At 27.0% G+C, this 26,443-nt stretch carries 33 protein-coding genes; 12 read left to right on the top strand and 21 right to left on the bottom strand.

Annotated elements, in window-relative coordinates:
* Positions 1-330: 330 nt before the first annotated feature.
* The 8 genes from BLO14_RS04595 (at position 331) to BLO14_RS04560 (ending at position 7,770) form a co-directional block, all read left to right on the top strand.
* A complete protein-coding gene (locus BLO14_RS04595) occupies positions 331-630 on the top strand; it encodes a complement regulator-acquiring protein (RefSeq protein ID WP_236736392.1) in 300 nt (99 codons plus the stop codon).
* A 295-nt stretch (positions 631-925) separates the two neighbouring features.
* The gene (locus tag BLO14_RS04590; protein WP_091973489.1) at positions 926-1,186 is read left to right on the top strand and encodes a complement regulator-acquiring protein; all 261 of its coding nucleotides are present in this window, start codon (positions 926-928) and stop codon (positions 1,184-1,186) included.
* A gap of 310 nt (positions 1,187-1,496) precedes the next feature.
* Positions 1,497-2,465 carry a complement regulator-acquiring protein gene (locus tag BLO14_RS04585; protein ID WP_091973486.1) on the top strand — a complete coding sequence of 323 codons (969 nt, stop codon included), beginning with the start codon at positions 1,497-1,499 and terminating at the stop codon, positions 2,463-2,465.
* Positions 2,466-2,692: 227 nt separating this feature from the next.
* Entirely contained in the window at positions 2,693-3,421 is a 729-nt protein-coding gene (locus tag BLO14_RS04580; protein WP_091973484.1) for a complement regulator-acquiring protein, read from the top strand.
* A gap of 85 nt (positions 3,422-3,506) precedes the next feature.
* Positions 3,507-4,223 carry a complement regulator-acquiring protein gene (locus BLO14_RS04575; RefSeq protein WP_091973481.1) on the top strand — a complete coding sequence of 239 codons (717 nt, stop codon included), beginning with the start codon at positions 3,507-3,509 and terminating at the stop codon, positions 4,221-4,223.
* A gap of 160 nt (positions 4,224-4,383) precedes the next feature.
* Positions 4,384-5,586 carry a complement regulator-acquiring protein gene (locus BLO14_RS04570; RefSeq protein WP_091973478.1) on the top strand — a complete coding sequence of 401 codons (1,203 nt, stop codon included), beginning with the start codon at positions 4,384-4,386 and terminating at the stop codon, positions 5,584-5,586.
* 171 nt (positions 5,587-5,757) lie between these two features.
* Positions 5,758-6,639, top strand: coding sequence for a complement regulator-acquiring protein (locus tag BLO14_RS04565; protein WP_091973475.1), 882 nt, complete (start codon positions 5,758-5,760; stop codon positions 6,637-6,639).
* 162 nt (positions 6,640-6,801) lie between these two features.
* The gene (locus tag BLO14_RS04560; RefSeq protein WP_091973473.1) at positions 6,802-7,770 is read left to right on the top strand and encodes a complement regulator-acquiring protein; all 969 of its coding nucleotides are present in this window, start codon (positions 6,802-6,804) and stop codon (positions 7,768-7,770) included.
* A 178-nt stretch (positions 7,771-7,948) separates the two neighbouring features.
* Here the strand turns inward: BLO14_RS04560 and BLO14_RS04555 are convergent, their stop codons facing one another.
* Positions 7,949-8,125 carry an Lp6.6 family lipoprotein gene (locus BLO14_RS04555; protein WP_091973470.1) on the bottom strand — a complete coding sequence of 59 codons (177 nt, stop codon included), beginning with the start codon at positions 8,123-8,125 and terminating at the stop codon, positions 7,949-7,951.
* Between the two features lie 247 nt (positions 8,126-8,372).
* Between BLO14_RS04555 and BLO14_RS04550 the strand changes: the two genes are divergently transcribed.
* The 4 genes from BLO14_RS04550 to BLO14_RS04535 all read left to right on the top strand — a co-directional run bounded on the left by BLO14_RS04550 (position 8,373) and on the right by BLO14_RS04535 (position 12,163).
* Complete coding sequence (locus tag BLO14_RS04550; RefSeq protein ID WP_091973467.1) at positions 8,373-8,996, top strand: hypothetical protein; 624 nt, start codon at positions 8,373-8,375, stop codon at positions 8,994-8,996.
* Between the two features lie 363 nt (positions 8,997-9,359).
* The gene (locus tag BLO14_RS04545; protein WP_091973464.1) at positions 9,360-10,148 is read left to right on the top strand and encodes a hypothetical protein; all 789 of its coding nucleotides are present in this window, start codon (positions 9,360-9,362) and stop codon (positions 10,146-10,148) included.
* A 97-nt stretch (positions 10,149-10,245) separates the two neighbouring features.
* Positions 10,246-10,470, top strand: a complete 225-nt coding sequence (locus BLO14_RS04540; protein ID WP_091973461.1) for a hypothetical protein — start codon at positions 10,246-10,248, stop codon at positions 10,468-10,470.
* Between the two features lie 484 nt (positions 10,471-10,954).
* Positions 10,955-12,163, top strand: a complete 1,209-nt coding sequence (locus BLO14_RS04535) for a hypothetical protein (protein WP_091973458.1) — start codon at positions 10,955-10,957, stop codon at positions 12,161-12,163.
* A 55-nt stretch (positions 12,164-12,218) separates the two neighbouring features.
* Here BLO14_RS04535 and BLO14_RS04530 read toward each other — a convergent pair whose 3' ends face one another.
* From BLO14_RS04530 to BLO14_RS04435, 20 genes are all read right to left on the bottom strand, one after another.
* Entirely contained in the window at positions 12,219-12,797 is a 579-nt protein-coding gene (locus tag BLO14_RS04530) for a DUF777 family protein (protein ID WP_091973455.1), read from the bottom strand.
* Entirely contained in the window at positions 12,781-13,725 is a 945-nt protein-coding gene (locus BLO14_RS04525) for a DUF693 family protein (RefSeq protein ID WP_091973452.1), read from the bottom strand. The genes BLO14_RS04530 and BLO14_RS04525 overlap by 17 nt, the downstream gene beginning before the upstream one ends.
* 126 nt (positions 13,726-13,851) lie before the next feature.
* Positions 13,852-14,016: a hypothetical protein gene (locus tag BLO14_RS06095; protein WP_200780514.1), complete on the bottom strand. Its 165-nt coding sequence runs from the start codon at positions 14,014-14,016 to the stop codon at positions 13,852-13,854.
* A 117-nt stretch (positions 14,017-14,133) separates the two neighbouring features.
* Entirely contained in the window at positions 14,134-14,913 is a 780-nt protein-coding gene (locus tag BLO14_RS04515; protein ID WP_091973449.1) for a hypothetical protein, read from the bottom strand.
* Positions 14,914-14,949: 36 nt separating this feature from the next.
* A complete protein-coding gene (locus BLO14_RS04510; RefSeq protein ID WP_091973446.1) occupies positions 14,950-15,513 on the bottom strand; it encodes a DUF792 family protein in 564 nt (187 codons plus the stop codon).
* A 19-nt stretch (positions 15,514-15,532) separates the two neighbouring features.
* Complete coding sequence (locus BLO14_RS04505; RefSeq protein WP_091973443.1) at positions 15,533-16,909, bottom strand: hypothetical protein; 1,377 nt, start codon at positions 16,907-16,909, stop codon at positions 15,533-15,535.
* An 8-nt stretch (positions 16,910-16,917) separates the two neighbouring features.
* Positions 16,918-17,133, bottom strand: a complete 216-nt coding sequence (locus BLO14_RS04500; protein ID WP_091973440.1) for a DUF1322 family protein — start codon at positions 17,131-17,133, stop codon at positions 16,918-16,920.
* Positions 17,126-17,617, bottom strand: a complete 492-nt coding sequence (locus tag BLO14_RS04495; protein WP_091973437.1) for a DUF1473 family protein — start codon at positions 17,615-17,617, stop codon at positions 17,126-17,128. Before BLO14_RS04495 ends, BLO14_RS04500 begins: the two co-directional genes overlap by 8 nt.
* Before the next feature lie 42 nt (positions 17,618-17,659).
* Complete coding sequence (locus BLO14_RS04490) at positions 17,660-18,082, bottom strand: DUF1463 family protein (RefSeq protein ID WP_091973434.1); 423 nt, start codon at positions 18,080-18,082, stop codon at positions 17,660-17,662.
* Entirely contained in the window at positions 18,082-19,149 is a 1,068-nt protein-coding gene (locus BLO14_RS04485) for a DUF787 family protein (RefSeq protein ID WP_091973431.1), read from the bottom strand. Before BLO14_RS04485 ends, BLO14_RS04490 begins: the two co-directional genes overlap by 1 nt.
* Before the next feature lie 34 nt (positions 19,150-19,183).
* The gene (locus tag BLO14_RS04480; protein ID WP_091973428.1) at positions 19,184-19,723 is read right to left on the bottom strand and encodes a DUF764 family protein; all 540 of its coding nucleotides are present in this window, start codon (positions 19,721-19,723) and stop codon (positions 19,184-19,186) included.
* The gene (locus tag BLO14_RS04475; protein WP_091973425.1) at positions 19,720-20,067 is read right to left on the bottom strand and encodes a hypothetical protein; all 348 of its coding nucleotides are present in this window, start codon (positions 20,065-20,067) and stop codon (positions 19,720-19,722) included. Before BLO14_RS04475 ends, BLO14_RS04480 begins: the two co-directional genes overlap by 4 nt.
* The gene (locus BLO14_RS04470) at positions 20,064-20,438 is read right to left on the bottom strand and encodes a hypothetical protein (RefSeq protein WP_091973422.1); all 375 of its coding nucleotides are present in this window, start codon (positions 20,436-20,438) and stop codon (positions 20,064-20,066) included. Before BLO14_RS04470 ends, BLO14_RS04475 begins: the two co-directional genes overlap by 4 nt.
* Positions 20,435-20,887, bottom strand: a complete 453-nt coding sequence (locus tag BLO14_RS04465) for a DUF3890 domain-containing protein (RefSeq protein WP_091973419.1) — start codon at positions 20,885-20,887, stop codon at positions 20,435-20,437. Before BLO14_RS04465 ends, BLO14_RS04470 begins: the two co-directional genes overlap by 4 nt.
* Before the next feature lie 3 nt (positions 20,888-20,890).
* Positions 20,891-21,808, bottom strand: a complete 918-nt coding sequence (locus BLO14_RS04460; protein ID WP_091973492.1) for a hypothetical protein — start codon at positions 21,806-21,808, stop codon at positions 20,891-20,893.
* Positions 21,809-21,824: 16 nt separating this feature from the next.
* The gene (locus BLO14_RS04455; RefSeq protein WP_091973416.1) at positions 21,825-22,433 is read right to left on the bottom strand and encodes a DUF228 domain-containing protein; all 609 of its coding nucleotides are present in this window, start codon (positions 22,431-22,433) and stop codon (positions 21,825-21,827) included.
* A gap of 57 nt (positions 22,434-22,490) precedes the next feature.
* On the bottom strand, positions 22,491-23,090 hold the full coding sequence (locus BLO14_RS04450) for a DUF1357 family protein (protein ID WP_091973413.1): 600 nt from the start codon (positions 23,088-23,090) through the stop codon (positions 22,491-22,493).
* 11 nt (positions 23,091-23,101) lie between these two features.
* Positions 23,102-24,331 (bottom strand): anti-CBASS protein Acb1 family protein, encoded by a 1,230-nt coding sequence (locus BLO14_RS04445; protein ID WP_091973410.1) that lies wholly within the window; start codon positions 24,329-24,331, stop codon positions 23,102-23,104.
* A 335-nt stretch (positions 24,332-24,666) separates the two neighbouring features.
* Positions 24,667-25,302, bottom strand: coding sequence for a hypothetical protein (locus tag BLO14_RS04440; RefSeq protein ID WP_091973408.1), 636 nt, complete (start codon positions 25,300-25,302; stop codon positions 24,667-24,669).
* 108 nt (positions 25,303-25,410) lie between these two features.
* A complete protein-coding gene (locus tag BLO14_RS04435) occupies positions 25,411-26,052 on the bottom strand; it encodes a hypothetical protein (protein WP_091973406.1) in 642 nt (213 codons plus the stop codon).
* Between the last annotated feature and the right edge of the window lie 391 nt (positions 26,053-26,443).

Here is a 26,443-nt window from a genome sequence, read left to right as displayed (position 1 = left end):
TATTATAAAATAACACATGAAAAATATAATGCAATCACCAGCAAAAACAAGGCTTAATAACAAAAATTTTAAACTTAATACAACTTAGCAAGCACAACATCAAAATAAATATTAATTGCATTGCTAACAAATTTAAAAACCAACCGAAACATTTTAAGCTTTTTTTTAAAAAAAAGTTATTTTAAACAGTTAATTTTCAATATTTTTTTAAAAAAAAAAAACAAACATTGAAAATTAAACAAATTGATATATGTTTAATATGTATTAGAAATTAAAAATTTCAAGATTGTTAAATAACGATAATGATTAAATTTTTTTAAGGATTACTTCTTGAAAAGAAACACAATTTATAAAAGGGTAAAGCTAGTTAAAATAACTTTACCCTTCTCATGCTCTTTTTATTCTAAATCAAACAACACAAAAAAAACAGGTGAATTACAATCAAACCCCATTGTAATTAAAAATCCAAATGACTACCATTACGATCTTATTGGCTCAATTCTTTGGACAGGATTTAAAATCCAAGAATCATTTGAAAAGACTGTTAATCTTTTAACTAAAAATGAACAAAGACGCCTAATGTTCAATTTTAGAACAAACAAAGTAAAAGACTATTCAAGAAAATTTTGAAAAACTAATACAAGAGAGAAATACATGGATAACAACTGAAGTATGAAAATTTTAAAAGACATTCAAACAACACTAAAAACCTGTTGTAAACCACATACACTACTAATTAGTAGTGTATGTATTAAAGGATTAAAATATTGCAAAATTAAAACAAAATCTTAAAAACGCACAATCAAATTTTAATCTTTTAATACTAAATAATAATGGTTTTATTTGACATTCAAAACAATATAATTGTAATATTATTTTGAATTAGAACTAATAAATATTAATTTTAATTTATAAGGAGAGTATTTTGACAAAACCCAAACTTAACATAATTAAACTTAATAAGATTATTAAAACAATGTTGAATTTTATTAACATCTCATGTGATATTAATAAAATCGATCCCACCAAACTAAAAAACCAAATCAATCAAAAAGAAAATCTCCAAAATTTTAAAAATGAATCTCAAGATCTAAAGAATTTAAATCAAAAGAGTAATTTACTCATCTTTAAATTACAAAACAGAAAAAATAGCAACATTAAAAGAAACAGCAAACAATATAAATGAAAATTTCAAAGACTTTTGGTCTTTAAACCCCTTTATTAATCCAAGAAAAAGCAATACGTTGCACTTGATATTTACAAAAAGAGAAGTTAATTCTTCTCTTTTTTTTACTTATTCAACCCAAATCCAAACTAAAAACAGCAATGCCTTCTAATTATTAGAAAAAAACAAAAACCTAAAACGCACAATAGAAATTTAATCTTTTGATTGTCAAATAATATTTATTTTTATTTGACAATCAAAATAATGTTGTTATATTATTTTTTTGTATTAGAATTAATAAATATTAATTCTAATTTAGAAGGAGAATATTTTGACAAAAAATAAATTAAATATAATTAAGCTTAACATTGCAATAGTGTTAGCTTTAATTTGCATCTCATGTGATGTTAATAAAATCGATCCCAAAATAAAAAGCCACACTAATACAAAACAAACCACTCAGAATTTTAAAAATAAATCTCAAGGTCTCAAAAAGAATTCAAATCAAGAATCTCAAGATTCTGGATCTTCAAATCAAGAATCTCAAAATCTCGGGAATCCTTCAAATCAAAAATCTCAAGATCTAAAAAATTATTCAAATCAATCTCGGGATCTCGGGAACCCCTCAAATCAAGAATCTCAAAAATATAGGTTTTTAAATAAAGAATCTCAAAGATTCAGATTCTTACATCAAGAATCTCAAAAATACGAGTTTTTATATCAAGAATCTCAAGAAAATGGGGTCTCAAAATTAGAAAAAATTGGCAAAATCCTAGAAACTGAAAAAAAACAAGAATATGCACAAATAGATAACATTGCTACTACACAATTTGATTTCCTAGAAACTTTTAAACTCGATTCTGATGACAATATTTCAGGAGACAAACGAATACAACTAAAAAGAATAATTTACTCATCTTTAAATTACGACACAAACAAAATAGAGACATTAAAAGAAATTCTTGAAAAACTTCTAAAAAATTACAAACACAAAAATATAGCTAAAGAATTTATTTATGACACATCACTAGGCATTCAATTAAACCTAGACAGCCGTTTAGAAAAAATAACAAATAAATTACTCACTCTAAGCCAAGAAGAATCCAAACAACTACTAGTTAACATGAAATATGATCTAAAGCTAAAACAAAGGTTCGCAAAAACCTTAAACGAAACTATTGATGCTTACAATCAAAATTCTCAGAACATTAAAACCGATGATGAAAAACTAGCAAACCATATGAATGAAAATTTCAAAGACTTTAATTCTTCATTAAATCCTTTATATTCCACCTATTAATACAGAAAAAAATTTAATAAGTTGCACTTGATTTTTTAAAAGAGAGGTTTTGACTTCTCTTTTTTTTTACTTATTCAACCTAAATCCAAACTAAAAACAAAAACATCTTTTAATTTTATTTAAAGTTTAAATTTAAACTTTAAATAATTTGATATACATTTGTAATATGTACTAAAAATCATTTTGTATTGCATATTATTATCACATTTTTATAAAAGGAGAATATTTTGAAAAAAAATGATCTAATATTAACCAATATTGTCATTACAACGCTTCTTTTGTGCTCTTGCAACTTATTTCAAGGAACAATAACCCAAAGAATATCAACAAAAATAAAAGAATTTAAAGAAAAAGTAGAACAATATAAAGACAAAACTGAAGACTCTGATCAGTTTGGAATGAAACATTCAGTCTTTAATGCAGATACAACTGCTCTTAAGCTTGCAAAACTCAACTCAGACTCAAAAAAAAATGAAAGAAGACTTTTTTACTCTTCTTTGGATTACAATACAACAAGAATTGTAAACTTTGGGAAAATACTCACACAAATTTACAAACAACAACAGCAACAACATCATCAATTAATTGAAGAAGTTGTCAAAATAGGATATTCTAGCATTCAAAAAAACCTTGAAGAGATAATTTTAAAAATATCTGATGACAAGGATGAATTAAAAAATCTGGGCAAAGAAAACCTAAAAACTCTTGAAGCTGTAATAAAAGAACTTTTTGAAATAAAACAAAATTGGATCAAAAAGATAGATGAAATTATTCTTAACTACAACGAAAATTTAGAAAAAATCAAAGAAGACGCTCAAAACCTAACAGAACACATTAGACGCGAAATCAAACCAGAAAAATATGACACAACAGATGCAATTGAAAAAATAAAAGAAATATTAAATTCTCACCATTACAATTTACCAAATCTAACAATATCTAGGAATCAAAATTGAATTATCTCAAGACTAAACAATTCCTGTTTTTGTATTTACTTAGAACAAAACAATTTGAAATACATTTTTATAAAAGGAGAATATTGTGAAAAAATACATATTATCGCTTACCAAGCTAGCAACAACAACGCTACTTTTGTGTTCATGTAGTTTAATTGGCTTTAAAAAAGAGCTTGTCGAGAAAATAGAGAAAATAATCAAACCCGTAGTAGAAAAAATAGAAAGCGACAAAAAAGAAGAAGAATTGGAGTTTGCCCAAATAAAAAGCATTTTTAATTTTATTCAAAAAAACGGTGAACTTTACAAAGATTACAGAAGACAGTTTTATTCATCTCTTGAGTACAATAAAACCAGAATTAAAAGACTAATAGAAATTTTTTATAAAGTCATAACACAAAAGAGCTACCTTACAGCTTTTTATCCAATAATAGCAAAAAAGCCTGAACTTGTAACTTTGATTGGGTCAATAATCGACAGAGGATCAATTTTTGTTCAAAATCCACTAGAAATTGCTATTCTTGACATAAACAAAAGAAAAGATGATCTTATTGACTTTAACAGCAAAGAAAAATTAAAGGATATTAAAAATAAAATCAATAAAATTCTGGGGATGCAACAACAATGGATCAAAAACATAGACAAAATTATTATCACTTACAATGACAATAAGAATCTTCAAGACAATATTGAAGAACTGGAAGCATACCTAAAAACAACCTATGAAAATACATTAAAACCGGACTCAGATGAAATTTACGATTTAATGATAGAAATTGGAAGAGAATTGCAAGAAAACTTATAATCGTCCAATAAAAAAAAGAGCAAAAGTCTTTTGCTCTTTTTTTTATATTTATTGATTATTTTCTAATTTGAACTAAGTTTTTATTAATTAGTAATTAATTTTAAATTTTAATTAATTTTAATTATTAAAATTCATTAAAAAGAAATCAAAGGATAATATTTTGAAAATTAAATCATTAATACATTTAAAGTTCACAGTAGCCTTGTTTTTATCTTCTTGCACAATTGATGCTAATCTAAGCAAAGAAAATAAAAACAAAATAGAAAAACTTCTCAATAGCGCAACAGATAATCGAGCAACAACAATTAAAACAAACTCAAATGCTGAGCAAAACAAAACAGACACTGCCGAAGTAGCAGAGCTACAAAACCAACTGCAATCAACAAAAGATCATGAACTGCAAATTTTACATTTTAAAGCAACTCCCCCAACAGATCTACCCAAAGAAAATATAAAAAATGCAAAAACAAAAGCAAAAGTCACACCATCAAAACAAACAGCACCTACCCAGGTTAAAACTGGGTCTAAAGGTACAAAAATTACTAACAAAAAAATTAAAAAACCTCAAAAACATACAACCTACAGTTTAGATGAATCAAATATACACACAAACTTAAACTTAATGGACTTGCAAAGTAACAATTCTTCCATGCTGTTAAAACAAGCTCAGTCAAGCTTTGTCCAAGCATCTAGCATTAAATCACAAACATCAAGAAATAACCTTCTTGGAAGAATTTCTGAAGAAAAAAACAAAATAAAAAACAACAACGGATTTAGAGAAACTTACGATCAATTTAAAATGAAAGATTCTGCATTTGCTCTGCTAGATGTCATTTCAAATATTTCGGTTTTTGATCGAAGTTATGCGCCACAGCTTAGCTCTAACACACCAGAAGCAGAAAATGAAAGAAATAAATTCTATGCTATTATGAATTTTGATCAACTAAAAACCACACAATTTGGATCAATAATGGAAACACTTTACAAAGAGGATCAAAATCACAGCTTAATCAGATCATTAATAATATCAGGACTTGGAATACAAATTTCTTTCGAGCTTGCACTAGAAGAACTAGAGAAAAAAATTGAAATCCTTAACCAAGAGTTTTTAAACGATAAAATTAGTAGCTTTAATTTTGACATCAAGATAAAAGAGCTTGAATCAAAATTAAATACAATATTAACTGGAAAAAAAGAATGGTCAAAACAAGTTGAAGCTCTTATTTCCAATGCAAGCTCAAATTCAAGCCTAAAAGATTCTAAATCTTTAGCACAAGACATTAAAACTAAGTATCTAGATAAAATGCAAAACGCTCGCCAGTCTGTTCTTGACTTATACATTAGCATAACAGAATTTAAATAATTTATTTAAAATTCTAAAATAAATTATTTTACAACAATTTTAAAAAAAAGAAGGGATAAAATCTCTTCTTTTTTTGGTTGTTTAATTTCAAATTTGAACTAAATTTAAATAATTAAGTATTAATTTTAAATAATTAAATTTTACTTAAAATTTTTATTAAAGGATCAAATTTTGAATAAAATAAAATTATCAATATTTATAACATCCGGGATAATAACATTTTTCTCTTGTAAGCTAAACTACTCAGATGATCAAAAAAAAATAGCAAGTTTTACAGAAACAAACTTTACAGAAACAAAATTTACAGAAACAAAAGACAATGAATTAAATCTTCAAAAAGACACAAAAAAACAAGTAGATCAAAGATCAACAAAAGATCTAAAGATTCCCATAAAAGACAAAACAGATCTAATTGACAAGCTTTCTGAAATTTTGACAAGAGAAATGCCAATAATAAAAAGAGACCGGCTTCAAACAGAAATACCTAGCCAATTTGGACTAAAAAATAGCATGTTTGAGCTAATCAATGTTTACAAAATAAACTCTAAAAATGGAGAAAAACTCAGAGAAAAAATGAATTCAAGCTTAACAGAATCTCAAAAAATGAGAAGACAATTTTATTCATCATTAAGCTACAACACTACTGACATTTTCAATTTAGCAGAAATTGTAAACAAGCTTTACAAGAACCCAAAAGCCCATGATACAATAAAAAAAATATCAAGGGGCATACAGATTCAACAAAGATTTGAAGTTGCACTTGAAGATTTATCAATTAACATAAATACGCTAAAAGAAAATACTTTTAATAAAAATACTTTAGAAGAAATTTACGCTGTAATTGTTGATTTAGTCGAAATAAAAAAAGAATGGCTAAATACAATAGAAACATTGATTAAAAGTTCCAATGCTACTTTAGAGCTACAATACAATACAGAAAAGCTAAAAGACCATATCCAAGAACTATATAAAGATAAAATAATTTCTATTTGCTCAAGATCCGAGCAAGCACTAATTCACCTAGACACATTATTTAAATGTAATAAAATTTAAAAATTTATGAAAAAAAATAAAACCTCTACCCAAAGAGAGCTTAAGCTCTCTTTTTTTCGATTTTTTTTGTACAATAACAATTTTGAATTAAAGTTATTAATTGGGTAATTAAAATTATTAATTAATAATAATTACTTAAAATTTTTATTAAAGGATAACATTTTGAAAAAAAATAAATTAATTGCAATATTTTTATTGCATATATTAACTGCGCTAATTTTGCTTTCTTGCTCACAAGAGGTCGTTAAAGACAATAATAAAGAAAACCAAAGTAAAAAAGTAAAACCAAAAACAATTAAAAATAACTCATCAAACATTGAAAAAGTGTCTAAAAACACTCAACATGACAAACCAAAAACAGATAATCTGCTTGCTGCTATTAATGTTTTAAAAAATCCAGCAAAAATCGCAGCTGGCAATATTAAAAACAAACAAAACTTAGCAGCTTTACAACAACCTAACAAAGCTAATGCTAATGCTCCAAAGCAAATAATAGATCCTGAGGCTAAAGAGTTGATACAAAAAATACTAGAGAGATCTGAGAATATTATTCAAACAAGAGATATTGATTCTAACAAGGGCGAACCTGATGATCAATTTGGAATGAAAAAAGAAATATTTAGCAAAATATTTTTCAATGCAAATTCAACAGTTCATTTTGATGAAAACGTATATTTAGATGAAAGAAGAATGCTTTACACATCTTTAAATTTTAATGAAGGCACAATTTTAAATCTTGGAAAAATTTTATCAAAACTTAGCCAAGATTTAAACTACCTAAGCTTGATTAAAGAAATGCTTATAAACAGAGGCTTTAGCATTCAATTAGCAATGGAAGAAATCGGCGCAAAAATATTAACTGTAAAAGACAAGCTACAACATCTAAACAAATCTAATTTAAAAACACTCTACTATGATTTTAATCAACTTACAACACTTAAAGAAAAATGGCTAAAAGATGTAGATGACATTATTAAAGAATACAATACTAATCCCGAATTACGAACCGATCTTTTAAAATTAAATGAAAACTTAACATTAAAAAATTCAAAAGCTCTATTAGCAGATATTCACAATATAATTTTAAATTTGGTAAATACAACTACTAATATTCTTGCCCCAATTCAGTAATTCCGATTTACTCTCCAAAAGAAAAAAGAGACCTTTTAGGGTCTCTTTTTTTTTACATTTAAGCAAATAAAAAAGTTTTCAGTTTAAAAAACTAAAAACTTTTTTAATAAAATTTATCAAAAAAGTTTTTTTAAAAAATTACTAGTATTATTTTAAATTAATCTAAAAGTAACGATTATTACTTTTTAATTGACTTCATAGATTTTTTAGTTGATTTCATAGACTTATCTTGCATTGGGGTTGTAACTTTTGAATCGTCATCGCTAGTATTTTCCATCTCATCTGAAATTCTTGTAGTTTCGCAAGCAATAAATAATATTGTGCTTAAAAATATAGCGTACATTAATTTTGTCATTATTTAATTCTCCTTATTTAAAATTTATACTATATTAAAATATAATTTTAAAATAATCAATATTAATTGATTATTTATTTCAAAAAAAAATATTATAAAATAATATAAAAACTATTGATAAAATTTATATAAAATGATAATTTATATAAATAATTTGGACTGAGGAATAATTAAATAATTTATATGTACACAACTTTGAGTATTTTAAATAAGAATTTAAACAATCTAAGTATTACAAGAGATAAATATGAATGCAGTTAAATATAATCTAATTCACAAAAACCAATATACAAAGCCCTTAAACGCTATTCTTTGTACACAATTTTACATTAGAACTTACAATATAGACTCAAATGCAAAAATTGAAGTAAAATCAGAATCACAGTATTTGGGACAATACGATAAAATTGCAACTACAAAAGGCAAACTAAAATCAATAAGCATATTGGCTCACAAAAATAATATGGATAAAGCGGGTTTAAAAAACCTGCTTAAATTAAAAAACCATAAAGATTTTAATTATTTTTATGAAAATAACTACATAAGATGTTGTTTAAATTTTGAAGATAAACAAAAAAGGGAAATTAATTTAATGCCCTTGTTTCATTACCACAGCTTATTAAGCATAAACAAAGCAATCTTGGCTAACAACAAATCTGGTGATTTGCAATTTGGAAGCTCATTTTACGTATCAACCAATCATAGCTGGAAATATCTCAACTTTACCAAATTTCAAAAAAGCTTGAGCAAGCTTAAACTTTTCTATTCTTCTTATTCTAATAAAAAATATTACATTAAAGTAAGCCAAAACATTTTCAATACTCTAAAAATATTAACCAATGCTTCAAAATTAAAAGAATTTATTTATTAATCTTAATAAATAAAAATAAATTTATTAAACACTTCCCACACACGTTTTAAAGAGGCTCCCCACTATGAGCCTCTTTTTATAAATTTAAGAAACACTTGAAAAATTCAACTTTTAAAAATGTGAGCTATATTTAAAAATAGCTAAAATAGTTGCCAAAACTGTAGTCATTAAAAGCAATATAAAATAACACACTTTTAACTACCTCCAAAGAAGTTCTTTTATTGCATTAGAGAACTTCTTTTTGTAAAAATCAATGCCTACTCCTTTTTTTTAAAGATTTTTAATTAATAAAACTTAAATACACTACTAATAATCATTAATGGTATATAATAAAGACATAAAGGATAAGGAATAGGTAAATAAATGGACAAAAAGGTTATTTTGATCTTACTAGGAATTCTGATTTTATCTTGCGAGCTGTTTTTCGCCAAAGAAAGAAAATCAACAAGATCAAAAAAAGAGCAAACAATTCAAGAACAAAAACCCAAAGCAAAAATAATCCCCATAGTATCAATTCAAAGATTAGAAATAAGAAAATCAAATCAAAACCCAATAAGAATTGCAAATTACTACAAACAAGCTTATCCAATTCAAACATTCTCTATTGATTTTAGCATCAACAGAGAAAATGAATTTCAAGAAGCAGAAGACAAAATCTTATCTACACAAGGGAAAGTAGAGTCTCTTAGCATCTTAATAAATCAAAAATTATTAGACTCAAAAAATTTAAAAAAAATACCTTTCAAAAAACTTAAAGAGATTCAAAATATTGAGGATTTTTTCCAAAATCAAGACCTTTTATTTGTTTTAAACCTTAGATCCCAAAATAATAACAATATCATTAACATTATGCTCAATCCCCCAAACGATCTCTACAAACCTAAAAATTATGTTTTACTAGGTCTTAAAGATATTATTAAAAATAATGTAAGTGAACAATACTTAAATCCTATCTATAGATTTCAAATAAAAAACAAAGACGATTACCATTCAATAGATTACAATAAAGTGTCTATTAGCGAAAACAACATAGAATTAGATCTATTGCCTCACAATCAAATCTTTAAAATAAATAAAAATTTCACTCAAATCTTAGAAATACTAACAAACATAAATAATCTGAAATTAGCAATTCAAAAAGAATATATTTAAAGTTATTTCAACTTTAAAATAATATCTATTTAATTGATAATTATAATTTTATGGTATATACTTATACTTAAGCTGCTTAGGTTAAAGGAATGATTAAATGGTTAGAAAAATAATATTTATTTCGTTTTTAGTATTTATGATGTCTTGTAGCGCAATTGGTCGTGGATTTTTAATAGACTCCATTCTTAATAATATGGTAAAAGACTCAGACCAAGAAGAAAAAGATGAAAAAAAACAAAATTTACACTCAAAACCAGCAATAAAAGAAAATGCTGATCCTCTAGATGACGAAGAAATAGAAGAAGAAGAAGAGATCGAGTAAACTACTAAAGTCGTTTAAATATTTTAAAACATTTTGTTAGTTTAGTATTTAAAATTTCAAGCTTACATTTCAACATTTTAATATATTCAAAGGAACATCGAATATACCCGATGTTCTCCTTTATTAATAAATCTGAAAAATTTAAAGTATGATGTACACTTAGTACAAAGCAAATCCGCGTCAATATAAAAAGAAGAGAGTAGTAAGAAAATGTACTGAGAATTTTAGAAAAATAATTAAAACAGCACTACTACTTAGACATCAAATTACAAATACACCAAAGTAAACTACTAAAAAGTATTTAATTTCTACAAAACAGTAAGAATAAAAAATTTAAAAATAATATAAAATCTATGATACCCCCTTAAATCCCCTTAACAGGGGATTTTTTTATTTTAATTTTGATTTTAAAATTAAAATAAAAATCCAATAAAATGTAGTATAATGTTTTTCAATATTCTTGTTTTAAAAGGAGTGTAAGGCTTTGAAAGACAAGCTTAGAAAAGCTTCAAATTTAGTATTTGCATTGCTACTGCTTATTATTAGCTGCAATACTAGTATGGACACAAATGATAAAAACAAAGCCTTAAATGAATCTAAATTAAAAAGTATTTCAGAAGTCATTAAAAATAGCTTACAAATTGAATCAGGCTTTAAAAAAGAAGTTAAAACAAACACAAATCAAAATACTCCTCCTATTTTAGAAATTGAAAAAATTGAACCTGGAAAACAAGAATTTTCCTTAAAATCTGAATCTGAAAGCTTAATACCACCACCAGAAACACTAGAAGAAATTAATGCGGTCAAATCGGAAGAAGAAATTGCAAAAATACAAGAAAAATTATTGTTAATAGGGGCTTCTGATGAAATTGCAGAACACGAATTAGACCCAAATATGCAAAAATCTTTAAATCCAACTACAGTAGAATTCAAAATTTCAAGCACCACCGACGAGCAAACAATGCTTAATATAATTGAAGAAGAGATCAATATTAACAATAAAGACAAAATTTTCGATCAAAAAGAAGAAAATAACACTTTAAAAGATACTACAAAAAACCCCACACAAAATCAATTCCAAAAACACGAATATTTAAGCAGAAATTCTAACTTTATATCAAAAGAATACGCAGAACAAGTTAGAGAATCTCTAGAGAAAGCATTAAATGCAATAAAAAACTTAGAAAAATCTAGAATTCTTGAGAATGAGAATTTACCAAAGGATCAGAAAAACCTTCCAAACACAACAAATAGCTCAACCGAAAACAATGAAAACGATATTGATGCTGGGAATACAAAAAATAAATTGCTTGAAGAGCTAAAAAAAAGTGAGCTTATTTTCGAAGACACTAAAGATCCCTTAGGAACAAACACCATAAAGCAAGTCATAGATGCTGCTAACAAATGGCAAGAAAAAGAAAACTCAAGTCAAATAAACTGGGACTTGGGATCAAAGTTTCATCCAAACCCAAAGCTTTACAACAAATCAGTCGCTAAAGTGTATAAAGTTTTAGCTGAAAAATTTAGAAAAGTAAAAAATGAATACAAAACCACAAAAGAACAACTAAAAGTTCAATCTAAATTAACAACCAACCACATAAGCAAAATAATTGCCGCAACAAAAGAGTTTGCAAACCAAGTAGAAAGCTTGATCTTATTATTAGTAGAAAGCAATAATCAACAAACTCATTAACAACACACCAAGCTTAAGCTAAATTATGAATTAGTATTGATTTTTTTATGCCACTTCAAGCAAGAGGACCCGTTTTTCCATTAGCAGTTGTTGGCAAACCACTACTATTAACATACGTTAGAGTTCCAGAACTGTGCACATGATTTTCGAACTTAATTCCATTGATCTTTAAATTGCCTTTAATTTCAATATTATCTACATCAATAATCAGCTTTTTAGCTTTAAATTTTATATTCTCGCTTTGTGTATCAAGCTCTTGCAAGTTCACATTAAGCCCATCAAGCTTAATGCCAATCTTTTTAGGATTAAGAACACTTAAAATGTAATAATAATTTTTGTCAAAATGATTATTATCGCTTTCTTGGAAAATATTAAAATTACTTTGAAGCAAAACAACTTCATCTTCTTCTACTAAATCAAGATTAAAGTTAGATATACTTCTAGCACTAATCTTTAACCCTTCATACTCTTTAATAACAACAACCCCCGTTTGAGTTTCACAATCAAAACTTTTAATAATACCTATTCTGCAAATAAAAATATTTTCAAAAAGATATTGCTTTAACACACCAACAGAAGACACATTTAAACTGCCTGACCTTACATAACCATTATTATTATTGTTGTTGTTCATAATACATCCCTTTTTCACCCTCAGAATAAAGCTCAAGATTTAAAACGCACTCTCTAGTGCTACTTAGTCTGGCGCTAGTATTTTTAACCTTACAGTAAATATTATTCCCATGTCTGTCTTTAAAGCTTAGATTGTCTCCAATCTTAATGTTGTGAGTAAACATCACTTGAGCTTGATACAAGCTTAAACTTGTATTAAAACTTCCAGCATCTTGTTGCTGGGGTACAAACAAAAGTCCGTAATCTTCAAGCCTTTTGTACTCACCAGAAATAAATTGCCCAAAATTAGTAAAAATAAATTTTGAATCAACATCTTGCCCGAGATTTCCAATGTCAACAACAACAAAATCAACGTATCCTTGTCGCCTCAAGTATTCTATTAAACCTTTTGGTGAGTTGCAAGCAAAACTCTTGCTAATCACTCTTGTTTTTTCAAGTTCATTCATACAAAAAATTGCTTTATTCTTAAACACATATTTTATTGCATCAGCAACAGTACTACCTTTAAAATTTTTATACTCAAACTTCCTCTCTAAAAAAGTGGCTCTGGACAAAAGATATAATTCACACTCAAAGCTAAAATTCTCAAGCCCACCAATTTTTTCAACAGGTGATGCTAAATACCCAGCCATAATAAATTGATAATCTTGTTGATGAGTAAACTTCTTATAATAAATTTTTACAATATCTGCAGTCTTAAAATCAGAAAAATTTAAAGGCACATTAAAAATTTGAAGTTTGGTTTTTTTACTAATTATTAAATTATTCTCAGAATATGTATTTTGAATAACAATATTCAAATCGGGAGCACCATTTTGAGTAACAATAACAACCCTAGGCCTCAAGCCTGCAAGCCTTCCACCAATGCTGTTTTTAGAATCAACTGAATTGTAAAATTCAATCTTAAAATCGTATTGAAATATTAGCATCTTTTTTAAATAAAACTCCTTTTTAAAAGTAACAAAATTGATAAATCAAAATACCAGCAAAATTTAATCTTCTACTCTAAATCTTCTACTCTAGATTTGATTTATAAACAACCATCACTGCGACCTCTACACCTGTGAACAAGATCTTATGATTAGTATTAAAGTTTCAACAGAAGAAACAGAATGATCTTCTGTTGAATTGCCAATAATTTTTGCTTCTTCGTACAATAACTTAACCGCAATCTCTTCATCATCTTGAAGATTGTAAGAATAAGCATTAATAATACGCATTAATGCTTAAAACAAAAAAAGAAATTAAAATTAATCGTCTCATTAATATTCTCCAAATAAAAATTATTCTAGCTTGAAAAGCTTTATAAAAAATAAAAATATTTAAATTTAAAAAATTTAGCTAAATTCATGTTCTTGAAGATCAAAAAACTCATCTTCGCCTTGAACCTCTTCACTAAAATCATTTGATTCATTACTCTTTGACTCATCTGATTTATCACTCTCTAACTCGTCTGAAAGCTCGTCATCTGATTGGTTAAGATCATACTTACTCAAGATTGGTTTTTTGCCACATTTTTTTAAAACATACGGTCTTTTTGACGTTTTGGAGTTTGAAAACTTAGATCTAAAAGAGTTGTTGGTTTTACTACCCTTAAAAGACTTCAAACTACTATGATTAGAATCTATTCTTTTTTTGATCTTTTCACTAGATTTTACATTCTTATTAAGCATAGATTGAAAATAATTTTCCAGAAAACTAACTTTTTTAATATTTCTCTCTACAATAAGTTTTGTATATTCCGGATTTTCGATCAAAATTTTATTTTTATATTTTTTTGTTAAATATTTATATTTTCTAAAGATCTTAAGCAGCGGTAATTGTACCTCTTTTTGAAATCTACTCCTAACAAGTCTATTTTTTATTGTTTTCTGCAAACTATCAGAATAAACATTTAACTTCTTAAGTTTAGCAAATATTTCTTGACTTTTAATGCTACCGGCTTTATCTTGAGATTTGGTTAAAATCCCATTATCAGCATCATACATTAATACATAAGCCAAATCTATGTCTTTTTTAAAATTCCATTTTCTAAAATCAAATGGTCTTACAACACCCGCATATATTGCTGGCGCAATAAACAAAATAAATATTAAAATAAGCTTAAATTGTCTCATTAATATTCTCCCAATATTTAGCTTGCATTTAATATTTTAACCTTTATAAGTTAAAATATTAAATGTTTTGCAAATTTTTACTTGCAAACTAATTTCTATTTCTTCTAGATAAACTGTGTCTTTAAGCTTTAATGAGTTAATACTTACCACCTTGTGAAATCCTACTGAAGGACTGTACATACTATAATAAACTCCTAAGTTAAATCTCTGCCTAAATTGCATTTTTATAAAATTACTATTAAATTCTAAAGCACTGTTCATAAAAGGGGTTTCTTTTAAAACTCTTAGCAAAGTTTTGTCATAAATAGATGACAAAATCCCTTTATTTATTGTTATAATCTCAGGCCTTGTTGTAATGTTAAAGTTCACATATTCACTTTTTGTATTCGTAAAATCAATTACCGCACGATCTGAACTTACACTTGAGAGATTTTCTTCTATTAGATCGTGTTTTACAAAAATAAAAAACAGCTGGGGAATGTACCCAAGTCCTTTAAAATCAAGCCTTGGGAAAAGTAAAACAAAATTAGAACTACTTGCTAAACTTGAAATTTGATTTACAACATTTTCTATTAACTTAGTAACTTGCTCTTTAATCACTTAAAACCTCTTTTATTTACTAAGGCATTCTAAAATCATCATCAATTTCTCTTAAATTTAATCTGCCACCACCATCTCTTAGCAGATTTGTCATGTACTCAACCAAAGGCAAGCTTTCAAAGGCTTGTCCTAAAATATTGCCAAGATTTGAAAAAGTATTTCTTAAAGGATCTAATACGCTACTACTAAAATCATAACTTTTAGCCCATTCTAAAAGTTCTAAAGCTTTTTCCAAAAGTGGATCTAATTTTAGATCAGAAACACTGTTTATTATTTTATTGCTATTTAAAACTTCAGGCTCACCTTTTAACTCATTCTTTAAAGAAATTGTTGATTTGTTGCTTAAAACTTTTTCTAAATTATTCTGGCCACTTAGAAAATCGCTTATTAGGCTAATAGCTTTCAAATCATTTTTTGCATAACCTTCGTTTTTCAATCTCTCCACAAGCTCAACCATAAAAGAAAGATCATTTAAATTTGAATTTTGTGAACTTTGAAAAACATAAAGTTTTCTTAAAAAATCATTTCTCTCAAACTCTGTTTCAAAAGATCTCTGCCCTTTTAGCGTTTTATTTACACTTTCTCTTTGACTATCTTTGCAAATAAAATTTTCAAGATTTAGTTGGAAAATCTTTTTGTCTTTTAAATCTTTTAATTCCTTTAAAGGCAATTTAAAATCATCAAAACTATTTTTTATATTAAAAAAATCAACCAAAACTGAATCTTTTAAAAAATTTCTAAAAGATATTAAATTTTCCCAAATATTCTGATTATTTTCATCTTTTAATAATGGCCCTTGCAAATCATCCTTGGCAAAACTAAGTTGAATCTTATCAAGATCAGAATTTAATCTAAAATCTTTAAGAGTTGCATTAGTTTGATCTTCCTTAGAATTATGAATAAAATTTTGCTTAAAAGCATTCTTCATATTTTCAGTTTTAAAATATGAATATTGCTTGTTAAAATTTAAATCTAATTTATCTACTTCTGGCCTTAAATAAGGGCCAAGATTGTTCTTATTTGCATCCAAATACTTAAAAGCAAAACCGCTTTTGTATTTTAAATCCAAATCCTTAAAAACACCCTTTGAACTATTTTTCTGAGAATCAAGGCTAAAGTAATCTTTAAAAGGATTACTTTTAAAACCATTTAAAGATTTAAAATCTACTGATTTTTGCGGATTGTCATTTTTAAGCCTTTCAAGACTTTTTAGTCTTTCAAGACTTGAAAATAAAAAATCCTTACTACTTTTTGAACTTAAGCTAATCTTATTGAAAAAATTTTCCTTTTTTAAACTTAAAAGCTCTTTTTCTAAATTACTCTTAGTGGCATTTCTGTCTAGCACACCTTCTAATGTAATTGTAAATTTATCTTCATTATTGTTTTCTTCGTACATAAAAACCTTTAAAGCATGCCGCTAAAGGACAAAAACTGTTCGTATATTTCCTTGTTAAGTTTTAAATTAGCTACTCGGGTAACCTCTAAAAGCTCTTTGTAGCTCATTTTTTTAACATCTTTGTAGGTACAAATGCCCATTACAATAGGAAAATAATACTTATTAGATTCTCTTGTCAAATAGTCTATGTATTTAAAATAATTAGTTGTAATCGACTTATTCATTAACACCTTCTTGCAATAAAGGATCAAGATTGGTTTCTAAAAAATCTTCTTGATTTAAGCTTAAAGACTTGCTACTTGAAATTAAAAAATCATAACTCCATCGCTGATCAATGTAGTCATACTTAACGTAATCGCCATTTTTATCTTGAAAACTTTCAATGTAAACCAAACCGGGCTGTTTAAACCCTTCTATTGTTTCAAAAAGTGAATATTGAATTGAAAAAAGAATTGTGGGAAGAGCATACTTATAAAGCTCAGAATATCTTCTCTCTTTATTTAGGATTTCATAAAATTCATCTAAAAACCCTCTTGAGATCATTAATTTGGTTATTTCTTTTAATGTTTGCAGATCGTTAAGCTTGCTGATAAGCTCATCTCTTTCAACATCAAATCCCAAGACACTGTCCCACTCATACATGGGAATATCTTTTAAAACGTATGTATGTGTTTTAGCTCTGGTTAATATTTTTAGCTTATATCTCATTTTAAATTCTTATCCTTTAATTAAAACATTTTTATTGTCCAATCAACTTGCTTTTTGAACATCACAATTGATTGCATGAATTGTAAACTTAACCGTATCATTATCAGATGAATACTTTCTAGTTGGGATTTCTGCAAAAAATGCACTATTTGAAATAATTTTCAATCCCATTTGATCGTTAAACACTAATCTTTTTAACTTTTGAGCTTTTGGTACATTCTCGTAAAATTGCTCATTGCTTAGCTTTGTTAAAAGTTTGTAATCAAGAGATCCTTTGCTTACTTCTAAATCAAAAATATGTACAACAGTTCTTGGATCTCTAAAGCTTGGAATTGGAAAATTTCTGTCTTCTGTGCTTGCCTTAGCCATTATATTAGGCTCTGTACTGTACTCAATAGTACCTCTGTCTATTAAATTGTCATTAAAACTAAAAAATATTAAATCTAATGAATAATATTCTCTCATTATGATGCTCTCCTTAAATATTCATTTATCTCTTGTGAAGTGATCACTAAATTAACACTATTAAAACTGTCATTATATTTAAGCGCAACTTCTAAGCTTAAACTAAGACCTTGAGAAGAGTTAACCTTAAGCTTAATCTCTTTGTAAAAGATAATAAGCCCCATCTCTTTAAGTTCGTGGAAAAAACATTCAAGCCCTGCTGTGTATTCGTTTGGCAAATTACCATCCAAATTCAATGCACCAAGCTTGCTGTTAGCTCTATTGTTTTTATTCCAGATCCTAATAAGCTCTTTGATTGCTTCATTTTTAATGTAATAAAGCGTAAAAACCTCATCAATAAGATCGCCTGAGAGACTAACCCCTTCTTTGAAAGCCAAAATGCCATCATTTCCGGTTTCATTTAAAAGAGAATAAAAATTAATATTGGATTTTCTAAGAGAATCAATCAAAGAATCATCATAAATAGGAGCAGAATTTAAAATCATCCCATAAGGATTAACAGCATGAAAAATACTTGCTTGATGCAAATACATTGCTACAAACTTAAGATGCAAATTTTCATTGCCACTGTAAACGGCAATAACATTTCTAAGCTCAACCTTGTCCTTTTTTAAAAAATTTGGCAAGTTGCCGTCTTTAGTAGAAATTACAATAAAATTGCAAGCTTTTCTAATAACTTCAAAATCACTACTAATAAAATCTCCTGCTTCATTTACAAAAACTACAAACGGATGCAAATTAGATTTTAAGAAATCTTTAATCTCTTTAATCTGATTGTAAACATAAAAATCAACAGACTTAAGTCCATCTTGTCCGAAAAAATCGCCGATTGATTTTTGTAAAACTTTTAACTCCTCCTCTGCTATTTTTTTCTTAGAAGAATCAGCCTCTTGAACCTTTTGTATCTCAAGTTTTTTAAGCAATTCTTCAAAATTTGTAACACTTAATGCCAAGTATTTACTTGCTAAAACACTGCTTTTGTAAATTAAAAGCGGATTGTAATAATTAATTTTATTGGCAGTTAGTCTGTTTTGAACCAAACTAACGCTTATTGTATCTTTTGGCATTTATCCTCCTTTTTTAATTTCTTTTTTTAAATATTTATCTTTCTTGTTTTACAACTTGTATATTTGCAACAAAAATCTGATTAAAACTAAAACACATATTGCTTTGCATATTCGAAACACCAAGTAGCCCATCATTATTTAAATTACTAATCGAACACAAATAATAAGTCAAAAGCAAACAAGAACCACTCTCAAGCTCTTTTACAAACTCAAACCTAAATCTATTCTCATGTAAAAATTCCAAAAAGTGTTCATACACTTTGCACATGCTCTCATAAGAATTTCTGTAGGCTTTTAATAAAGTAAAACTTAAAAAATAAAGCGAAAACCTTAATCTAAACTCATTAGATATTTTACAAAAATTTCTACCCCTTAAGTTTCTAGGAGTAAGCCCTTCGAAAGACTCGCTTTTTAATACAATTAAATTGCTAACATTTGTAGTAAACTTTTCCAAATACGGGTGGTTGTAAGTGTTTAAGATTTCTAATTCTATTTCTTTAAGATCTAAATATTTTTTAAATTTTGTAAGTATTTTTATTAAAAACTGTAAAGATTCATTTAGTCCTACAATCATGAACTGTCCTTTTCTTTTAAAAGACTTAGTTTTTCAGTATTGAAAGTTAAACTTTTAAATTCTTCAACCTTAAAAGCTCTTTTTGTCTTAAGATTTACTTGCCTGCTGAGTAAATAATTTTTACAAAAAACTCTAAACTGATCCTTTATCTCAACAAGTCCTTTTTGAATAGATTTTCTAAAAGCTATTTTTATTCCTTTGTTTGAAAAAATATTAGAATAAAAATCCTTGTAAGCAGCCTTTGCTAATTTGAAAGTAATCTCTTTATCAAGTTCTTCTGATCCAATATTAATACTATTTTCATTAAAAGAACAAATGTCTTTAAACCTAATTTTTATACTCAACAAGAACTCCTTAAAACTAACATGCTGTAATTTAGACCCTCTTTGTAGTTCTTTTGAACCCCCAAGATCGAATAAAAATCATCGCAAGCCTTAACCAAATCTCCGTATTCAAATTCAAAATTCTCAAGAGTATACACCTTGGCGTAACTATTTTTATCAAAAATATTTACACCTTCAATCTCAACTGCTTCTTCTGGACTTATTAACAAAAACATTCCTTTAAAACCAACAGCATCAGAACTTTTAAATCTAACCTCATAAGATGCATTAATTGGATCTTTGATTGTTCTAAATTTACAGAAAAAAAGATCTTGAGAATATGTTGTTATGATATTACTTAAACCCGTATTAATCATCTCTAAAGATTTCATTTAACTACCCCTATTAAAGAGTCTTTTTTAACTCTTAGCTCTTCTATTAAACTATCCAAGCATTTACAAAAATCACCCCCACAACTGCTGCTACTTAAAGCTGTGGGAAAATATTCCAATGATATCTCTTTAAATTTTTCAGACTTGATGCAATTTAAATTAAAACCTTTCAATCTATTTCGTTTTTTTAACTCACAACCAACAAAATAATAAATTAAAACAAACATTGTAGAATTATTTAAACTTTCAATTCTTATTCTTTTGAGAATTAAAATATTTTCAAGTAAATTCAAATATAAAGAAAATTCTTTAATGCTCAGATCTTTAAAATCAAGCATTAAAAGCTCAAGCACTCGCTCATATACTTCTTTTAAACCTGATTCTGGATTCTCAGCACCCAAAGTTTTTAAACTTAAAGACTGATTGGTATCTATTTTGCTTTCATTCATTTTTTAGCTCAATTTTATTCTAAGGATTGAATTTTTTGTTGCCAAAATTGTTCCAATAGAAAAGTCAAGAAAACTTGTTCTAAAATTACTACTTGAAACTTCTGTGTATGAATTTAATATCGGTTGGTGACCGTCTCTTAAAAGAAGTAGTTTACTGCTTCTTGGATATATTAAAATTTCATCGTCTAACAAATTTGTAGTCTCAAGCTCAATATTTGCATCATTATTAATTGCACTTATAAAATCAAAAAGCATGTCTTTGTATGAATAATTATTGTTTGGTAGTCTTTCTAGTAAACGGCCTTTGATTTTGCTAGTTGTAAGTATTTTAAAAGGCACTTTTCTCTCATCTTCTAAATTAATCTTTCCAAGATCATCATTTATGGACTTTATTTGGTCTAATATGTTTGTCTGCTTGACTGTTTTGTCTATTTGGTTTGGAAGATTCAAAAGTCCATACATAGTTTCATTGTTAGACTCATCAACAAGAAGAGTTCTTTTATTGTTTTTTGAAAGCGCAAGTCCACCCCTTAAATAATGAGCACTCATTAACTTTTGTATCTCAATTATTGCTCCTAGCAGTCCTTCTCTCATGTTAATATTTGTGTTTGCCTCCACACTGAATTTTCCATCTGGTGCGTAGTACGTAAATGCATACTGAAAAGGCAAATAATTAATTTTTACTATTTGTCTTTGAAACTTTATTGTTGAAACTGTGTTAAAATCATTAACTTTTAATGTAGGAATGTCTGTCAAATTAGAATACCACTTAATAATTCTATCGCTCCCAAGAGAAATATTGCTACTCTCTATTTGCTGTGAATCTAAAAAATGATAATATTCTGGAATTGGGGACTCCTTTAATAAAACATCCCTTACTATGTTTACATACTCTTCGTTATTTAATATACTCTCATCCATTTTAAATTCTCCTATTTTAAATTGCATCTTTTATTTGCTTGACTAAAAAAAGAACTCTAACACCATAAACACCTCTTCTGTCTTTAAATTCTTCAGCAGATCCCAATGCTAAAGCGTGAATAACTGATGCTTTCTGAGAAGCTTTTTCTAAAAACCCTTCTTGGTTTATTATTAATTTATCTTCTGCTTTAATCGTTTTGTCCTTAGCAATTAAAACACACTCAAAACTGCATGTCATTGGAACAACTGTACCGGTTCTTGAAAAATCATCAAAGTCGACACAAACCCCATAAAGATCGCTGCCGCCGCCTCTTGCTATTTGCAAATGTGAACCATTAACAATAAGCTTAACCCCACATTTGTAGCAAAAATCTAAAGCTTGGTAATTTTCAAACTTATCAGCAGAAGAGCTTTTAAGTCCACCTTTTTGAGCAAAATAAAATCCCTCATCTTGAAATTTAAAGCTCTCAAACACAGGGTAACTACCAACATTAACACTTTGCAATTTGTCTAAAACAATTTTTTGAGCTTGATTTTTTTTTAAACTTTCAAGCTGACTCTCAAGTTCTACTTTTGATGCTTTTAGTTTTTCTATCTCTTTTTTAAAATCAATTGAATCACTCATTAATAAATATCTCCTTTTTTAAATTTATTTTTTATTAAAAGCTTAAACTACAAAAATTCAAGCTAATATTTTTTTATTACAATAAAATTCACTCTTAAGCTCTTCCCATTCATTAAGCATTGCTTTTCTTAAATCATGAAATGTATTAAAAAATGCATTTTTGTTTCTTAAATTATTTCCTTCATTTGCTTTTATTCTTTGAAAATTTATTATTTTGTATGAATTTTCTGCATTCTTATTCTGATCAATATTAGTCTTTGCAACCCTTATTAGTATTGAACGAGAAGACGAATCAATCTCGTCAAGATTGTTAGTTCCAGCTATTGCTAAGATTTGAGTTGATTGTACATACTTTCTAATAAGCTCTTCAGCTTGGCCTTTTACAACCTCTTTTAAAGAATACCCTTTTGCTAAAAGATTTTCTGTATTATACTCAAAACTTAAATTATCATTTGCAAGTTTATTTATTTCAACAGATTCTCTTAGATCATTGTGAGAAAAACTACCCATTGAATTATTATTGCTTTTAAGATTTTTATATTCTAAAAACTCATGAATCAAAGCATTGCTTAAAGCTTCATTACTTATACTTAAATCCTTTAAATCTTCTTGGTTGCTTTTACTTTTGTAATCCAAACTAGAAGCCATTTTTTCCATAATTACTCCTTTTAAATAACTAAACTTAATTGTTCTTTTAAATTTTCTCTTGCCTCATGACTTAGATTTTCATTTTTAATTAACTCTAAATACTTAAAATAAACATCAAGAAGTAAATTGTCTCTCTCAAGTCTTTGCTCATAGCTTAAAACTTCAAGCTCATTAAATTTCATATTTAATCTGTAATATTTGTTAAGCTTAAGATTGCACGCATTAGCAACAGATTCTTGCACGCCTTTTAAATAGTCGTAATAATTACTTTTATCTCCCTTGCCGTTGCTACCAAGTCCTTTGACTTGCTCATTAAAACTTCTAGTTAAAGGCTCTTTGGTATCAGCGCCAATTTTTGCTTTAACAAGTTCAAATGCGTCTTTTAAAAACTCAAGATCATATTTTATGACCTCCAAGTGAGCATTCTCTGATGCTGTGTAAAAAATTCCATCATTACTTAGAGTGCTTTTAATCTTGCCAAGCTCTCTGCTAAGTTTATCAGAAGCACTACTTAATGCTGAGAAACTTTTGTTTGGCTCTTGACCTTTAAAAAAGTTAGAAAATATTTTGCCTTTATTATTTGCCAAAACGCTAATTTCTTCTTTTGCAAGTTCTAAGGATTCAACAAGTCCTACTAAATGTTCATCTTTGTAAAACAAAAAATTATAATTTCTTATTCTTTTTTCTATTTCTGAATAAATTTGTTCTAAAAGACAAATATTAAGAAGTAAACTTTGTGTATAAACAGGCTCGTGTGAGCATAAAACATGGTCATAATTTTCATAAATTATGACTCTACTTTTATCTATTTTTACAACCCTTGTTTTATCAACAGCACCATCTAAATCTTTTGAACTTGAGAGATACTCTATGTAATCAGACTCTCTTTTGTTAATAATTTTTTTAAAATCCAAATATTTAAAACCTATGGGCAATTCACTGTTAACCTTTTTACTTAAATCTTCATCCTCGCCTTTGGGTTTTACTAAAATATAACCTGCTCCATTAAATCTATAGCTTATCATTGCTTCAAGAAGAGCTTCCTTTAATTCTACTTTTAAATTCAAAAGAAACTCTCTGCCTTCTTTTAAACAAGAAGCTTCTAGTAAGCTTAAATTAATTCCATTTTTTAATGCATCTTCAGCTGTACTTTCTATGTAATTTCTAAAAAAAATTGAATATCTGTAAACATCAATAGGATTAATTTTAGATTCTTTGTTTTTTATTTCCATTTTAAATTCATTAATCATTTTTTTAAATATCATTATATATTATTATATCAAAAACTGTTTTTTATTCAAATATTAATTATTTAATAATTTTTATCAAATAATTAATATTTACAAAATTAAAATATTAAAATTCATTTAAAATTTTATAAAAAACTAATACGTTTTATAATATTTATGCTAATATTAATTTAAGAATATAAGTAAAACTTACAAAATATTCTACTTACTTTTGCACGCACTGTTAATAGATTAATATTGTAAAATAATATTAAAAAGCATGTTAAATTAATACTTTATCCAATCCCAATAAATATTAAAAAGGTAGAGAGCTAGCTCTCTATCTTTTTAAATATTCAAACACATTCGAAAATCAAATTAACATAAGCTAAACATAAAAACAAAATCTGCTTACCTTTTATTCCTCGTTGAGCAATCAAAGATGTTGCTAAAAGAGACGCCTTAATTGCTTTTATCAAGGCCTTGTCTGCTTTAAATGTAGATTTAATAACCAAAAGTAGTTTGCAAAGAAATTCTCTTTCTTTGAAATTTTTAATGCTACTAATCTCTCCTTCTGCTGATTTTATTCCTTCTTCTTCATATAAAAAATCAATCTCTTTTAACCCTATTGATTCAATTTCATTTACTGTATGAGAATCAAAATTGACTATTGTCCAATAAAACACTTTTAAAATCTTATCGACAATGCTAAATGTTACAGGAATATCAAAATCAAAAGGAATTTTATCAAATTCTAAGAGTAAATGGTTGTTTAGTTTTTTAGCTAGATTAATCGTAGAAACAAGTTTCATTTTTGATTCCTGGGCCTTTAAACAAGCCTCTTGCAAATTTACTGTCTTTAAAATTTTATTTAAATTAGTCTCTATTGCTAAGGAAGACTTGATAACTTGAGTTGCTAATTCTTCAGCAAATTCAACATTATTGAATTTAAAATTTTGAAAATTGATCTTTGAGTTGTTATTATCGTCCATAGCCTATACAAACATAATCTTTACAAAATTACTTAAAGGACGCTTAAAAAATAAAAAAGACAAGCTCTTACTAGAACCTGCCTTGCAACACAAGCACATCTTAAATGTTTAAGCATTGCCATAACTTTTTAAATTTTTCAATTCATTGTTACTCTCGCTTTCAGTAAATATTCTTTTAATTACTTTAAAAATCTCTTCATTACATTTCTCAGGCTTCTGACTACTCTGATCATCTTTATTTTTGTACTCTTCGGTGCCAAACGCATCAGCTACCTTTTGGAAAAATAAACTTAAAGCCTCACCTTTGCTATTTTTAATTTTGTAACAAACATATTCATTAAAATCTAAAGATTGTTGATTAGTAGATCTTTTTTTACTTGCATCTACTGCTTTAGCAACAATACCGCAAATATTATTAAAAGAATTTACAAACTCTTTTTGCTTGTTAACATCCTTAGAAAGCCAATCAAAAAATTCTTTGTAGGATTTGTCGTACTCGGCCTTTAAATTTTCTTCCCTACCATTAGCACACATTGCGTCTTTTAAAAAGACTTTTAAAGTCTCTAATTTTTCAGCCTCCTGTGATGTTAAAGTAGGTCCTTGAGCAACCGGATCTTTAGCCGCTAGATTATCGCTAACAACAATAGGCTCATCATCCTCAGAATAAACTTCTGTGAGTGACTTAACACCACTGTATTGTTTGCAAGAAAATACTAATAATAGTATCGATAAAATATGAATCCTTTTCATTAAAACCTCCCATAAAATATGCCGTAATTATAGTTCATTTTCTGGCATTCTCAAGACATAAAATAAAATTAATTGTATTTATTTTGCTATTTATTCTTTAAAAAAATAAAACCTAAATAAAGATTCAAATTTATTTGAAAAAACCAAAGAGAGATATATACTTGCTTATTGTTATAAATCAACAATTAATTCAACAATTCATTGAAAACTTCTTTAAAACTACAAATGAGGCTTTAAGGGCCTCGTTTGTAGTTTTAAACTTAACAGTAAATATTCAACAAGCCTTTTAAGACGTTTAGCAAAATCGTATATTGCATTTTAAAAAAATAAAATGCAATATAATTTGCTATAAAATAAATTAATTATTGGAAATAAGAAGAGGAATAAAGAA

This window comes from Borreliella japonica, from assembly GCF_900099615.1.
Lineage (GTDB): Bacteria > Spirochaetota > Spirochaetia > Borreliales > Borreliaceae > Borreliella > Borreliella japonica.
The sequence above is the reverse complement of the archived record's forward strand: the minus strand, read 5'-3'. Positions and strand labels throughout refer to the sequence as shown.

Excerpts from the sequence above, each read along its gene's own strand:
- BLO14_RS04495 (WP_091973437.1), bottom strand. The coding sequence starts at position 17,617 with ATGAGATATAAGCTAAAAATATTAACCAGAGCTAAAACACATACATAC.
- BLO14_RS04445 (WP_091973410.1), bottom strand. The coding sequence starts at position 24,331 with ATGATTAATGAATTTAAAATGGAAATAAAAAACAAAGAATCTAAAATT.
- BLO14_RS04530 (WP_091973455.1), bottom strand. The coding sequence starts at position 12,797 with ATGAACAACAACAATAATAATAATGGTTATGTAAGGTCAGGCAGTTTA.
- BLO14_RS04525 (WP_091973452.1), bottom strand. The coding sequence starts at position 13,725 with ATGCTAATATTTCAATACGATTTTAAGATTGAATTTTACAATTCAGTT.
- BLO14_RS04550 (WP_091973467.1), top strand. The coding sequence starts at position 8,373 with ATGAATGCAGTTAAATATAATCTAATTCACAAAAACCAATATACAAAG.
- BLO14_RS04460 (WP_091973492.1), bottom strand. The coding sequence starts at position 21,808 with ATGGATGAGAGTATATTAAATAACGAAGAGTATGTAAACATAGTAAGG.
- BLO14_RS04555 (WP_091973470.1), bottom strand. The coding sequence starts at position 8,125 with ATGACAAAATTAATGTACGCTATATTTTTAAGCACAATATTATTTATT.
- BLO14_RS04450 (WP_091973413.1), bottom strand. The coding sequence starts at position 23,090 with ATGGAAAAAATGGCTTCTAGTTTGGATTACAAAAGTAAAAGCAACCAA.
- BLO14_RS04470 (WP_091973422.1), bottom strand. The coding sequence starts at position 20,438 with ATGAAATCTTTAGAGATGATTAATACGGGTTTAAGTAATATCATAACA.
- BLO14_RS04455 (WP_091973416.1), bottom strand. The coding sequence starts at position 22,433 with ATGAGTGATTCAATTGATTTTAAAAAAGAGATAGAAAAACTAAAAGCA.
- BLO14_RS04480 (WP_091973428.1), bottom strand. The coding sequence starts at position 19,723 with ATGATTGTAGGACTAAATGAATCTTTACAGTTTTTAATAAAAATACTT.
- BLO14_RS04465 (WP_091973419.1), bottom strand. The coding sequence starts at position 20,887 with ATGAATGAAAGCAAAATAGATACCAATCAGTCTTTAAGTTTAAAAACT.
- BLO14_RS04485 (WP_091973431.1), bottom strand. The coding sequence starts at position 19,149 with ATGCCAAAAGATACAATAAGCGTTAGTTTGGTTCAAAACAGACTAACT.
- BLO14_RS04540 (WP_091973461.1), top strand. The coding sequence starts at position 10,246 with ATGGTTAGAAAAATAATATTTATTTCGTTTTTAGTATTTATGATGTCT.
- BLO14_RS04435 (WP_091973406.1), bottom strand. The coding sequence starts at position 26,052 with ATGAAAAGGATTCATATTTTATCGATACTATTATTAGTATTTTCTTGC.
- BLO14_RS04515 (WP_091973449.1), bottom strand. The coding sequence starts at position 14,913 with ATGAGACAATTTAAGCTTATTTTAATATTTATTTTGTTTATTGCGCCA.
- BLO14_RS04545 (WP_091973464.1), top strand. The coding sequence starts at position 9,360 with ATGGACAAAAAGGTTATTTTGATCTTACTAGGAATTCTGATTTTATCT.
- BLO14_RS04505 (WP_091973443.1), bottom strand. The coding sequence starts at position 16,909 with ATGTACGAAGAAAACAATAATGAAGATAAATTTACAATTACATTAGAA.
- BLO14_RS04440 (WP_091973408.1), bottom strand. The coding sequence starts at position 25,302 with ATGGACGATAATAACAACTCAAAGATCAATTTTCAAAATTTTAAATTC.
- BLO14_RS04500 (WP_091973440.1), bottom strand. The coding sequence starts at position 17,133 with ATGAATAAGTCGATTACAACTAATTATTTTAAATACATAGACTATTTG.
- BLO14_RS06095 (WP_200780514.1), bottom strand. The coding sequence starts at position 14,016 with ATGCGTATTATTAATGCTTATTCTTACAATCTTCAAGATGATGAAGAG.
- BLO14_RS04490 (WP_091973434.1), bottom strand. The coding sequence starts at position 18,082 with ATGAGAGAATATTATTCATTAGATTTAATATTTTTTAGTTTTAATGAC.